General features: G+C 36.9%; 10 protein-coding genes and 1 pseudogene. 1 reads left to right on the top strand and 10 read right to left on the bottom strand.

The window, feature by feature from the left end; translation table 11 throughout:
- Positions 1-155 precede the first annotated feature (155 nt).
- Positions 156-790 (top strand): annotated as a pseudogene (locus I2F89_RS02570) (recombinase family protein).
- Positions 791-859: 69 nt separating this feature from the next.
- On the opposite strand, the gene I2F89_RS02565 reads toward I2F89_RS02570, so the two are convergent.
- From I2F89_RS02565 to I2F89_RS02525, 10 genes are all read right to left on the bottom strand, one after another.
- Positions 860-1,213: a DUF7006 family protein gene (locus I2F89_RS02565; RefSeq protein WP_071866604.1), complete on the bottom strand. Its 354-nt coding sequence runs from the start codon at positions 1,211-1,213 to the stop codon at positions 860-862.
- A 17-nt stretch (positions 1,214-1,230) separates the two neighbouring features.
- Positions 1,231-1,431 (bottom strand): hypothetical protein, encoded by a 201-nt coding sequence (locus tag I2F89_RS15460; protein ID WP_229078029.1) that lies wholly within the window; start codon positions 1,429-1,431, stop codon positions 1,231-1,233.
- Positions 1,407-2,708, bottom strand: coding sequence for a helix-turn-helix domain-containing protein (locus I2F89_RS02560; protein ID WP_229078028.1), 1,302 nt, complete (start codon positions 2,706-2,708; stop codon positions 1,407-1,409). Before I2F89_RS02560 ends, I2F89_RS15460 begins: the two co-directional genes overlap by 25 nt.
- A 49-nt stretch (positions 2,709-2,757) precedes the next feature.
- Positions 2,758-4,041, bottom strand: coding sequence for a helix-turn-helix domain-containing protein (locus I2F89_RS02555; protein ID WP_195513382.1), 1,284 nt, complete (start codon positions 4,039-4,041; stop codon positions 2,758-2,760).
- Between the two features lie 61 nt (positions 4,042-4,102).
- The gene (locus I2F89_RS02550; RefSeq protein WP_195513380.1) at positions 4,103-7,111 is read right to left on the bottom strand and encodes a WxL domain-containing protein; all 3,009 of its coding nucleotides are present in this window, start codon (positions 7,109-7,111) and stop codon (positions 4,103-4,105) included.
- Between the two features lie 44 nt (positions 7,112-7,155).
- Positions 7,156-8,202 carry a DUF916 and DUF3324 domain-containing protein gene (locus I2F89_RS02545; protein ID WP_086335376.1) on the bottom strand — a complete coding sequence of 349 codons (1,047 nt, stop codon included), beginning with the start codon at positions 8,200-8,202 and terminating at the stop codon, positions 7,156-7,158.
- A 90-nt stretch (positions 8,203-8,292) separates the two neighbouring features.
- Positions 8,293-9,099 carry a WxL domain-containing protein gene (locus I2F89_RS02540; RefSeq protein WP_195513378.1) on the bottom strand — a complete coding sequence of 269 codons (807 nt, stop codon included), beginning with the start codon at positions 9,097-9,099 and terminating at the stop codon, positions 8,293-8,295.
- Between the two features lie 24 nt (positions 9,100-9,123).
- Positions 9,124-9,432, bottom strand: a complete 309-nt coding sequence (locus I2F89_RS02535) for an LPXTG cell wall anchor domain-containing protein (protein ID WP_086335374.1) — start codon at positions 9,430-9,432, stop codon at positions 9,124-9,126.
- 542 nt (positions 9,433-9,974) lie between these two features.
- Positions 9,975-10,463, bottom strand: coding sequence for a hypothetical protein (locus tag I2F89_RS02530; protein WP_195513376.1), 489 nt, complete (start codon positions 10,461-10,463; stop codon positions 9,975-9,977).
- Positions 10,464-10,640: 177 nt separating this feature from the next.
- Positions 10,641-12,626, bottom strand: coding sequence for a BspA family leucine-rich repeat surface protein (locus I2F89_RS02525; RefSeq protein ID WP_195513374.1), 1,986 nt, complete (start codon positions 12,624-12,626; stop codon positions 10,641-10,643).
- Positions 12,627-13,102: the final 476 nt, after the last annotated feature.

The raw sequence follows: 13,102 nt of genomic DNA, 5'->3' as shown, positions 1-13,102 counted from the left end.
AATTACTATATTCTCGTTCTTTCAATAAAGTATAGTATATCTAACACAGAAAAATGTAATCCTTCTTTTTCATAGACACATGAAAAAACTTTCATTGGTGTAGATGATGAATTATTAGGGTGTATTTTAAATAGTTCGAGAAAGTAGGTGAAAAATTGAAAGTTGCATACATTCGTGTCTCTTCCCTTGATCAAAATGAACAACGCCAAATTGAAGAAATGAAACAATTTGGAGCAGAAAAAATTTTTATTGAGAAACAATCAGGAGCCACAATTTCAGAAAGACCAGCTTTTCAAAAAGCTTTAGATTTTGTACGTGAACAAGATACTTTTATTGAGAGGCTATTGATCGATTAGGAAGAGATTATAATGAAATTATTGCTTCAGTTAATTACCTAAAAAATAATAACATCCGACTGATCATTACTAGTCTACCTATCATGGCTGAATCAATTAGTAATCCTCTCCTAGATAAGTTCATTAAGGATTTAATCATTCAGATTCTTGCCATGATTGCCGAGCAGGAACGTACAGAATCTAAATGACGTCAGGCACAAGGAATTAAGATTGCTAAAGCAAACGGTGTTTACAAAGGGCGACCTAAATTATATAGTGCAGACACAAAAGATCCCCAACGTCGCCTTGTTTATAAAAGCATCGTTGAGGATCTGAATAAGGGTGTTGCTATTTCAACAATTTCAAAAAACTACAATATTACTAGACAAACAGTTTATAGAATTAAACATGAAATCAACAATAAGAATGACTATATAAAAACAAATAATCATTAACCAATGAAAAAATTCTTACCAAAATAAGAGTCTACGCATTTAAGTTACTCCAATCAGGCCATCGATCTATTATACTACATTGAAAATCATGGAGTGATTCGGTTCCTTACTGCGATCGTACCCACATAATTCTTTGAAGTAGGTGAGATAGTCACTTTCAACGATTCTAAGTATTTCTTTCACATCTAGAAAATTATCAAAGTTGAGCAAATCTGCTAATAGCCTCATCTTGGCATCGATTCCTAAGATCTCCGGAAATATTTCCCAAAAATTTTCCTGACAGATCTGACTCACTAAGGTCTCCAATTGTTGGATCTGGGTGTTTAAATAGACCTTTAGGTCTTCACTTGCTCGCTTTTCAGCCTCTTCAAAGATACTTTTAAAGCCCTCCAGATACGCTTTTTTTGTAAAAAATGTCGTCATTTTTTTCATTCCTTCTTTTAAAATGTTTCCTGATCGATCAGTGGATTCAACTGATGCTTGACTCTTGCCCAATCTTGCGCCGTAGGAATACTGCTCATAAGAATATGATCCGTGTCAAGAGCGAAATCCAAAAGATACGGTCGATAGTTCGTTACAATCAAATCAACATGCACATCATTTAAACGTTCCGGCGTCAATTCTTGAAGCTGCATAAACACAGCTTATGATATTCTCCTAATAGTACACGTGCCTGCATTCGAATCGATTGAACTATTAAGTAGTCACCTTCTAATAAAAATAAAACTTTTTTGACCGGTTGGTAATAGTGGAACAATAAGTTCATATATGTCGTAAAACTCACCACGATATCTTCAAAATATTGGGCAGAAAAACTGAGTACTTGGGCGTGTTTTAAGAGGAATTGTTTATGGGCCTCATAAATCTGTTTATCGCTTTTCTTCACCATCCAATGGATTTCTTCTAGCTCTTTGTTCAACACCGGACCCACTGCTTCATTCATCAAACGCGAAATGAAAAAAGAGGTCATAAACTGTCCTAGAGTATTCGTATCCCACTGTTCAAAGAAAGGGTCAGAAAGGTAATCTGACACGATAAACTGAAGATCCTTCCAGTGGCTGAATCGTTGGTTAAAAGTTTGTTCTTGGTCCACACGATGAATCGTCCGTTTGGAAATAATCAATAAATGGATCCAAGCAAATTCTTCTTTTGGTAGATAAATCTCATATTCCTCTTTGATCCTTTCTTGTAAAGAATAAAGCAACTGAAAATCTTTTTCTTGATAAATGCTTGCTTTTAGCCATTCAGGTAAGGACACAAAATGGTTTTGATGGACTCGGACCATTGCGATATAAAGATGGTAATAAAAGGCTGAAATCGTGATTCCTGTACCCAATTCATACTTCCCCAATTTACCAGACAGTTCATTCAAGACCAACGTATGTAAGCTTTCTGGCGGACGGATTGTATACGGAGTCTGTTCACTGCTATAATAAAAATCAAAAAAGAACTTTCGGATATTGACTTCTTCCCCTAAAAAATTGACTGGATTAAAAGCCAATGTTAACTCATACTCAGCTAATACCGGTCGGATTCTTAAAAAAAACCTTCGTAAAGTACTCTCTGCGTAACTGTATTGGTGAGCTAAGTCAGCTATTGTAAAATCTTTTCCACAAAAAACATTTCCCACGATTTCAAATAGCACTTCGTTTTCCAACAGTTGTTCTTTTTTCTCTTGGTAGTCACTACGATTTCGTTCTTCAAAATGATACCCACTGTAATTCGAACGTAATTCGATGCTTGTACCAAAATATTTTTTGAATGTTTGAATATCTTTTATTAAGGTACGTTGTGAAATAGCTAGTTGTTCACTCAGCTCTCCAATCGTAAAACGCCGTTCTTGTTCCATCACACTTAACACCTGCATCCATCGCTTGACCTCTGCGCTGGTAATAAAAGCCATCTGAAACTCACGCAACTTTTTTCCTCCTCACTTTTTCAAATATTTATCTTTCCTGACCGTTAAATCATCTTGACTCAGAAAATACAGAGAGCACTTCAGCGATTTTCTCCTTGCTAGGTACGTAGGGAAGTTCAATCGTTGCACGAGCGTTTCTAGCTTGTGGTTGATTCACGATTTGTACATAGCGTACTAGTCCGAGCGGATTCATTTGGGCAGCTTCAACCGCCTGTAAGCCAGATTTTTTTAAAATCGTTTCAACTTCCTGTTTGATCCATCGTGTCAAAGCACGTGGGCCTACTAGCTGATAGGAAACATAAATCGTCTGGCTATATTTTTTCTTCTCGGCTAAAAAACGTTTCATGAGTGCGTCTAAAGGAGACGGTTTCTCACGGCTTGCATACGGCACTTGTGCTGGTGCTTCAAGTGTAGGCAACTGGAAAAAGGCCTCCATTAAAAAGAGGAGTGTTTCGAAAAAACCATAAGTCAGACCTTCGGTCTCACGCATTGGTAACTCATACTCACTCACAGGTGAAAATGTGTGGATAAATACTTGTTGTGTCATAGGGTTCAGAAACTGGCGTTCATCTAATGAGAGGAGGAACAACGCGGCTTTTTCTGATCCTGGAAGAGCCACACTGACCTGTTGATCCAAAGCCTGGGTTAGAGTCGTCTGAACTTGTTTATATGCCACTTTTTCATGTAAGCAATGTCCCTGGTCAACCCGTTGCTTGGCTATTCGCAGCCATTGATTAAACAAAGTTTGGTCTAGGTGCCAAGGTCCTTCTCGAATCACCACTTTCTCCTGATATAGGTCCTGAATATGTTCTGAAAGAAACCTGGGATACAATGGTAAGGTGAAATAAAAATCATAAAGAAATTGGCGAATCTCCGCTTCTTCCCCCCATAGTTGATTGGTTTTAGATTCAATTTTTATCCCATAATAGTTCGTTAATAACGTTTGAAGCTGTCGTTTCATCCGTTGAAAGCTTGTACTCGAAACATCAAGATGTGCCACCCACTGTTGATTGTCTAAACACTTTCCCGCAGCCAACTGATCCACCAAGAGAAAAAGTTTCTCTTTATCCAGTAACGCTTGTTTCTCCTTATAATACCCTTTAGGGTTAAGAAAGGAAAAGTGATAGCCCTTCTCATCACCGATCAAATGGATCCTCTCACCAAAGTAGTCCTTGATCTCCTTTATGTCCTCAATAATCGTCCGTCGCCCAAAACCAGTTTGCTCAACTAAGGTGTGGGCGATAACGTGTTCCTCTTCTTCTAACGTTGCCAATAAGACCAACCAGCGTTTAGTCTTATCCGCCATGACTAAATGATCAAATAAAATGTGCATATTTTATCTCTCCTTTCTAAGAAGAAAAAGAAAAGAGCCGCAGCCCTTCTCTTTCTTGTGACTAATTGTCGGGAACTACACTTAGTTCCCAAGTGAGTGTTGTTTCATATGTGCTTGCTCTTGGATTCGCGGTTGGAGGGACTTCAAGTGCCACGCTTTCGCTTGCACTTTCACCGTCACCAAACCGATAGATCCAGGTACCTAACCCTTGGCCGTCAAGCGCGGTCAAAAGTTCAGTCTTTTCTCCTGGAATTAAGGTGACACCGCCTTGATTATACAACATCGGCTCTTCACTTCCGTGCATAGACTCCAATTGTTGGTTAGTTAAAAACAAACGTGCCCCTCTTAGTTCATTTTCCTGTAGATCCGTAAATTGACTGTTTTGCGTAACTGCTAATTGCCAGCCGTGACGTTCCTCTTCTGGCCGTCGATCACTGATCTGGATATAATTTGGTCGCTCTTCAGCCTCATTAACGGTTCCATCAGGATTTAACAAGCGTTGCGGTTGCGCATAATACCGCTTCGTTCTCGTAGAGATCGCTTGTTGACCAAATGTGAATTGAGAAGCAAAATCAATGCTTAATAAACCTTGTTCTTCTTCGAGCTCAGGTTTATTTTCTGGATCGACTTCAATTTCGGGATTCATCGGATCCTTAGGATTAGGTGGTCTTCTCGATTTTTCAACAATCGTACTTGCATTAGCAGATTTTCCATTTAGGTAGGCATAAGCCGTCACTTCGTTTCCTTCAGTGAATAGTGAATCTTTAGGTAACTCATATAAATAGTCTCCATTTTCATCAGTAGTCACATGATATTTATCGGTTTCCGAAAAATTTGGTGATGGAATTTCACCATCTGGTATTGCTGGATCACCAGAGAACCGTATTACACTGTGCGGAGAAGCCTTGCCGGTAATAGTATAAGAATTTACTTCCAATGCGTCTTCTGTTAGAGGGTCAATAGTTATCTCCACATCTGGTATTTTTTCAAAGAGTATTCTCTGAACGTTACGTGTAGTGAAAGCTTCATTGAAGCTAGTCATCGTCTCTTGAAAGATAGAAGAAACATTCGTGATTGTTGGATTTATCGTATTGTAACGAAGAATTAAATTAAAAATAGGGGTCCAAAAATAATCGGGTTCTTCTGTAAAATTATCTCTATTCCATTGCTTAACAGATTGAACATCAATATCCAATTGCCCTGTACTTCCTGTAATATTAATCAGTCCATTAGTTACAGAACCTGAGATCTGGTTTGTCCGTTCTAAATTAACCTTTTTTGCATCAGAAAATTCAAATTTTGAATTTGCCGAAGCAAAAAATAGTAAATTTTGATTGATTGAATTACTGTCACTTTTTATGTCCATGGATCCATCTTTAGCAATTTTAAAGTTAGCAGCACCTGCGACATAAATGATGCTAGAAGATGCACTTCCCCGACCTTCAGCATTTATATTAAGTTCAGCATCTGATCCCACTAAAAGCGAACTTCCCGCATTCATAGAAACTAAGTTACGATTGACTCCATTACCTGTGAAACTGTGATTCGTAGATTCAATATTGAATTTTGCCCCATCATTAACCTCTAAAGTAGAGGTAGTACTACGCAAAGTTAGTGCTGCAAAATTCCGAGTCGTATCAATATTGATTGCTGATCCTTCATTCATTATTAAATTTCCATTTGCAATATCAATGCTGGATCCAGTCTGCGCATTCGCATTCGCACTGGCTACTGTACCGTTTGATTCTAGGTTGAAGGTAGCATTTTTTTCAAGTGTAAGACTACCTGACTGGTTACCTACGCCAATTACGACATTACCAGAGTTTAAAGTAGAAAAATTGACAACAGCATCTTCTTTAATTGTTAAACTGCGTGACTCAATATTTATAGAATTGGGAGTATTCACAGCAAAGTTCGTTCTAAAAGGTGAATTATAGCTTGCTACTACATGGTTATTAATTTTACCATACAGATCTACATGGGTATAATACGGTGCAAGCATTTGATTACCCACAACAGACACATCTTTCAACGCTATTCTGGAGATCTGTTGCTGTGCCAACGTGAGTCCTTGCTGAACTGACCAAAATCCCCACCAGTTACCTGAATAAATAGTCGCATCGTTAAAAGTGATATCCCATGGTGATTGTGCATTATGGGTAGCTCCCATCGGAACAAGTGACACTGAGCCAAAATCTATATGATGTCCATTCCCATTCACTACTAATTTTCTCGAACTATTTGCAGGTGTTAAATAAACAAATTGTGCAGTTCCTGATGGATTAGAACCTACGCCAGTAATAAATCCCGATACAGTGGAGTTTGCTGGAACTTCAAAGTCTTTTGTCACTTCTATTGTCGTAATAGAAGGCGTACCTAAAGCCCGGCCAAAGTCTGTCCAGTTAGTTACCTCAGCTATTCCTTCTTCAGGAGAAATATAGGAAACAGCCTTGTCAATTTCAACTTCATCATCTGTAGCTGTATGTTTATTTTCTGTACTTTCTTTGGCTTCAGTTGATTCATCTTTATCTACATTAGTTTTTCCATGTTCATCCGTTAATATTGTTTCCACTGGCTGTATATAAATTTGTACTTTTGCTTCATCGATGACGGCTTCATACCTTCCTGCTTCTTCGAATACCACCGGAAAAATGAATGTTTCTTGTATTTTTTCAGAATGAATTATCCAGTAATTTTCTTTCTTGGATTCTTCGATCGTAACGCCTACTGGCATATCTTCTTCAACAATCCTAGCTTCTTCAGACAATTTTACGGTTGCTTCATTTATTTTTTTATTTGCATGAAATGAGAGAATGATATTTTCTCCAACTTTGCCTACAATAGTTGAATCAATAGTCGAAAAAGAAAGAGGTAAATCTTCAATTTCTATCAACTCAGGAATATTAGGGAGAACTTCTTCACTAAAGCCATCTAGTGTGGTTTGATCTTCTTGAATATCGATTGCATTTACTGAAGATAAACTGACGGATGCAACTGGAAAAATGAGTACTTGAATAAATAGTAATCCTATACTAATAACATTCAAAAGATGGAAGAGTTTATTTTTCATTACGACATTTCCTTTCTATCTCTATACGAGGAAAATTTGTATACTTATAATTCTTTTTCACTTTCACGTGCTCTTTTCTTTTGCCACATCAGGTAAAGAACAAGCCCAAGCATTAAAATGAGCAAAATAATCGCACCGATCATCCACCAATTGACACCAGAATCAATCATTACGTCTTCTCTATTTAACTTGCGGGCTTCATCGGCTTCAATCGTAAATTCACGCGTCCATGACCATTCATTCTCTCCCGATGTAGCTGTTAATTCTAGGACATAGTTCCCACTTCGAAAACGGTCACCTTCTAAAGAAATCGGGAAGTTGAAATTAGAATTTGGGGCCATCTGCATCATTTCTTTCTCAGCCTTATAGAGCACCTCGTTCTCCCCTGCTCGTTTCACGGTAGCTTCCACCGCCAATTGATTGACAAAAGTGGGCGTAAAGTTTTGTAGCGTGGCACTGATCACATTGCGATAGTTCAATTGATCCGCAAACACATCTAATAGTTCCAACTCCGGTTGTACCGAGTCTCGGGTATTACTGACGACCACACCTACCACATGGGCAAATTCATTCTTGATAGCTACGCCTTCTCCTTCTGGAACATCACTATCTTCCTCTTCTTTTACTTCGGCGATTCGTAAACCGCCAGCTAAATACCCTTCAAAGGGGTCTTTAGGCATCTGTAAAGGAATGTCTATGACCTTTGTTTCATTTTCCGCTACAGTAATGACCTCCGAAGGAGTCATCAACTCATCCAAAGAGTAGGGTAAGGTTGGATCCACTTCTTCGGCATCTTTGCCATACTCGACATTCCCCAAAGTATTCGTATAAGCTGTATGTGGTGTCACCTGAACGTTGATTGGTTCTGAACTGGAATTGCCGACTTCTACTCGCAAAGTCTCTTTTTGCCCGGGTGAGAGCAATAACTCATAGTATCCTTTGCTTTCATCCACTTGGCTCTCTGGAAAAAGAGGGGTAACGTACGTATTTAAACCAGCTTCTTCGGCCTGGACCGTCGGATGTGGCAAGAAAAAGAAGAGCACCACTATAAGCAACCATAGACTTTTTTGCATCGTTTGTTTGTGTATCATTTGTCATAATCCTTTCTAAAAAAGCAGCGTCACAGAAATCTGTAACGCTGCCAGTGACTAATAGAACATAGAAATAAGAATGGTTACTTCTTAAACCTCTTCAGGTGCCTCATTATCTGGTGTTAGTTCTAATTCCCATGTCAATGTAGAGGTATACGTTACTGCATCTTTGGCAGTCGAGCCAGGAACAAACAATTGGATCGCCTTATTTTCGACGACATCTACTCCATCTTCAACTTGTTTTGCGAGCGTATCATGATCTCCCCAAACAACGGAAGAAGTTCCACCACCCTTTCGGTTAGCAGCCGTCATGATCGGCACGGCATCTTCATTTGGAATCAACTCTAAACCACTTGCGTGAATCGTTGGTTCCTGATCTACATCATTCACACTGTAACGAAGAGAAGGATCGAATAACGTGATTTGGGCGCCTTTTAACACACGATTTAGAGTATCAGTTTCTGCTTGAAATTCACTTAAACTCACGCTCAGTTCCCATCCTTCATTGGTACCGCGGGTGTCTTGAACTTGTGCCATACTAATATAAGGAATCATATTTTCTTCGCCTGTTGTTCCGACTTTCTGTTGCATTTCCGCAATCATGTTGTAATGTTCATCAGTAGTTGAGATAACTTTAGTCCCAAAGTTCATTGTTGGAACTGTTGCAATAGTTAGTGGTCCTGTACCAGGAATTGGTGGAATCGTCACCTCTGGACCTTCCGGATCAGGTTCTACTACTGTGTCTTCAATATTTGGAGTGAAGGTGACCTGACCGGTCGTTGTTGTTTTACGTACTTCTTTTGAATCTTGGTCTGTATCTTCAGCAAAGACTTGTACTCCTCCTGCGAAAATCGTTGTTGATAATGCGGCTACAGTTGCTAAACGAATAAATTTCATACTTAAATTCCTGCTTTCTTTAAATTAATTTTTGGATATTGCTTTTCTTTTTTTACTCCCTACGACTAATAAAACGCCTGCCACTAAGAAACTTCCGATCCACATTCCGAGTGAGCTATCGGTCATATTGGTTTTCGGCAAAGTGCCTCCTGGCTTTTGCGGGCTAGTGCTAGGGGGGGGATCTGGTGGTCCGATCGGTTCATAGGTACCTGTAAATCCAATAGATCCTTCTGACTCGACGGATCGGACCTGTGTACCATACACCTGCAGCGGAAATTGTATCGCTATTATTAGGGACATTAGACCAATCATAAGACCAATAGTTTTTCGCATCTTTCCTCCTCCTCTAAGATTTATCTCAAAAACGACTGTTTTTAATAATTTTTAGTGAAAAAAAAGTCATATCTTCCAGCCTTCTTTACAATCATTATCTTATAACAATTTATTTAATATTAAAAATCACAATTTTCACCTCATTATGCATATTTAGAAAATAAATCCTGAAAAGAAATAAGATCACGAATTCATCAGAATGAATGCGAGAGAATAATTAGCGTGCAAGAAAAATAACAGGTAAGGATCAACCACTTAAAGATTTTCGACCCTTACCTTTTATTTTTCTTGCTCAACTTCGATGTCATTTTCTAATTTAAGTGTTCAATAGCTAAATAGAAAGTCCAACAGGGCACACCCTGTTGGACTTTTTTGAACATCAAGAAACATACAATTTTTAATCTTTAGATACATTGAACATTTTATTTCCATATAAAGTAACCACAGCTAGTTTTTAATTGTCTGCATCATAAGTACAAAACAAACTTGATTGCCCGCATCTAAATATCCCCCCCACGTTACATTCCAAATATATTTCTTGATTAACCAATCACTTTGTCAGTCATCTCAGATGTAAATGTTAATATAGTAGAATAAGTACCAGCTTTAAATGTATTTGGCGAACCAAGGATACCTAGTTCTAACCTTGCTAGTTCTTCTGTTTGTCCAGCTGTATAGTCATAAGTTCTGAGAGTATTATTAACTGGTAGTGCATTTCCATCTAAAGTAACATAAGCATTTATAGTTGTTGTAGGATCAATGAATCTTTTAAGTTCAATTTCTCTTGCATCAATTAAACCATCAGTTAACGAAATTGAAACTAATTTCATTGGACTCAAATTGTGAGAAACAGAGTTGATTGTTAATGGCACAGATCCAAAATTATCTAAAACAACCTTAGAAGGTATTGAAATAACATACTCACTTCCAACCTCGTATTCCACTTCAGTTTGGTCATCTGCTTGTACGATGCCACTAAATAGACTTAAAGACGCTAGCACTGTAAATCCTGTAATAATTTTTTTAATCATAAATATTCTCCTTTTTTTCTGATTTGATTTTCGTTCTATTATAGTTTTTTACCTCTATTACAATTCTATAACCCCACTTTCCTTATCTGAATCCCTATAATTAATGCAATCAGATTACAAATAACAACCAAACAAAATGTATAAAGTATTTTTTTAGTTTCATTCATGTACTTACTCCTAATAAAAATCTATGGTGAAATTTAAAATCCCTTCGTAGGTTCCTGCTAATTCTTTTTCTTCAGCTTGCTGAATGTATAAAGTATTTTCTTCCTTTTTTATACCTGCTACTTCTAATACATTAGTTGATTCAGGATATTCTTTTTCTTTAGTAATCTCCTTCTCAAGTATCCGTGTACTATCGTGTATATTTCTTAATGACACTTTTTCATCTGTTGAAATGATCAAAGTCTTTGCTTCCACATAATTTTCCGCAACTACCTTTAATTGATTAGTTTCGTTTAGATTTATAGTTGCTGGTATGCTCACGGTATAGGCTGGAGTATATTGTGCATACAATATGAGTGAGCTGGAGATAGGAGTTTTGAAATCATATGGATTTTCTCCATCTTTGTCTGTCGACCAATAGTCAAATATATATCCCTTCTTTTCTGGTATATCAGGAACAATCCAATTTTTACCGATAATACTTCTTTGACTATCAACTTCTGACCCTCCTATCGTATCAAATGTCAAGGTATGCAACTCTTCGATTCGATAGGTGTTGCTTACTCCATTTTTATTATGAAAAGCAACTAATTGATCACTATCTATTATTTCATCATTTGTGTCTGCCCATACGTATCCTCTACTAAGATCGGGCATATACATAAGGGGATTTAATGTTACTCTAGAACCAATCGTAATTTTGGTAGATAAGGTACCTTCAAAGAATTTATAAACTGAAACATTAGACGGTATAATCCAATTATCAATATTTAATTCTTTTAAATTCGTCATATTTCTAAATACATACTCTGCTTCTCGCAAATTGTTTGTCACAAAATGAGATAGATCTAATCTTTCAATGCTAGCTAATCCAGAAAAGCACGCAGAAATTTTTTCTACATTTGAAACATCAAATCCTTGTAAGTTCAAGTTTGTTAAACTAGTCATTGCTGAAAACATATACTCCATATTTTTAACGTTTTTCATTTGAAAGTTTGAAACATCTAATTCAGCAATATTAGACACATTTTGAAACATAAAACTCATATCAGTTGCTTTTTCAGTATTAAAGTTTGAAACATCCAGTTGAGTTCCTTTATAACCTATAAACATTGAACTAAAATTAGTAGTATTTTCAGTGTTGAATTTGCTTACATCTATTGAACTTATAGAATTACAGCCTTGAAACATTCCTGATAAATTTATTGCCTTACTCACATCGAAATTAGCTACGTCCAACTCTTTAACATTTCTACAAAATGCAAACATTTTACTAAAATTAATTGAATTAGTGGTTTTAAATTTAGAACAATCAATTTTTTCTAATTTCACACAATTTTCAAACATAGAAGCAAAACTTGTTGAACTACTAGTATCGAAACTAGATAAATCTATCGTTTCTAATCTTTCACAGTTATAAAACATCAAAGCAAAAGACTTTGCATTCCCTGTTTTTAATTTTTCCAATCCTTCGACTGCTATTAAATTGCTACAGTTATAAAACATCGTACTAAATCCGTCACTATTGTTGGGCGGATCTATTTCGTCAGTAATAATGACTTTAGTTATTTGACTTCGCCAAGAGTACCATGCAGAAAAAGATCCTGACCATGTTCCTCCCCCACAGACAAGTACCCCATCTTCGTACAGAGTCCAAGTAAATCCAGTTCCATTTTGACCTGAAGCAATTACCTCTGCTTCTTTATTTTGTGTCTTTATAACTTCTATTGAACTTTCTTTTACTTCTTCTTGATCTACTGATTCAGAGACTGTCGACTCATCAGACTCTTTTACTTCCTCCGAAGCTTCCTCTAACCCTGATTCAGCGTCTATCTCCACAGATGATTCAATATCCTCTAATTGATCATCTTGTATTTCATCAAGTACTTCACTATCAATTGTATCTTCAAATAAAACTTCATTTTCAACCGCATAACTTATATTGGCTGGAATACTTAATCCCACCAGAATCATTACTATTAAAGTTTTCCTTTTCATCGTTCGCCTCCGTTTCAAATAAACCAACGCCTCAGAACAATTAATAATTTAACAAAATTAGATTCCCTTGAGGTTTACAAAAACGAACCGAGTGTACATTTATTTCATATTGTTAAATTTTTAAACAAAAAAAGAACTTATAAAGAATCATCCTTATAAGTTCTAGCATTCTATACAAATTAAAGAGGGGAAAATTTTAATTAAAAACTAACAGGGTATACTCTGTTGACCTCTATAAATGGGACTTTCTGACCTAATTATTTGGGTTACTGAAAGAGCTGTGGAATGGAGAATCAAAAAGAGAGTGGGACATTAGTTCTCTCCCACCAACTAAAACCGAATAAACGGCGAGAACAGAAGTAACCTCTTCGGAAATAAGGCTGAATACCTCTGTCCCGACCTCCTAAAAGGTAAATACACGAAATTACTTAATAGACTTTTTTCCTGAATATCTATTTATAACAGAATTGATATCG

It is taken from the genome of Enterococcus sp. 1001283B150225_161107_E12, from assembly GCF_015556925.1.
Classification (GTDB): Bacteria; Bacillota; Bacilli; order Lactobacillales; family Enterococcaceae; genus Enterococcus_B; species Enterococcus_B mundtii.
The sequence above is the reverse complement of the archived record's forward strand: the minus strand, read 5'-3'. Positions and strand labels throughout refer to the sequence as shown.

Excerpts from the sequence above, each read along its gene's own strand:
- I2F89_RS02550 (WP_195513380.1), bottom strand. The coding sequence starts at position 7,111 with ATGAAAAATAAACTCTTCCATCTTTTGAATGTTATTAGTATAGGATTA.
- I2F89_RS02540 (WP_195513378.1), bottom strand. The coding sequence starts at position 9,099 with ATGAAATTTATTCGTTTAGCAACTGTAGCCGCATTATCAACAACGATT.
- I2F89_RS02530 (WP_195513376.1), bottom strand. The coding sequence starts at position 10,463 with ATGATTAAAAAAATTATTACAGGATTTACAGTGCTAGCGTCTTTAAGT.
- I2F89_RS02545 (WP_086335376.1), bottom strand. The coding sequence starts at position 8,202 with ATGATACACAAACAAACGATGCAAAAAAGTCTATGGTTGCTTATAGTG.
- I2F89_RS02535 (WP_086335374.1), bottom strand. The coding sequence starts at position 9,432 with ATGCGAAAAACTATTGGTCTTATGATTGGTCTAATGTCCCTAATAATA.
- I2F89_RS02565 (WP_071866604.1), bottom strand. The coding sequence starts at position 1,213 with ATGACGACATTTTTTACAAAAAAAGCGTATCTGGAGGGCTTTAAAAGT.
- I2F89_RS02555 (WP_195513382.1), bottom strand. The coding sequence starts at position 4,041 with ATGCACATTTTATTTGATCATTTAGTCATGGCGGATAAGACTAAACGC.
- I2F89_RS02525 (WP_195513374.1), bottom strand. The coding sequence starts at position 12,626 with ATGAAAAGGAAAACTTTAATAGTAATGATTCTGGTGGGATTAAGTATT.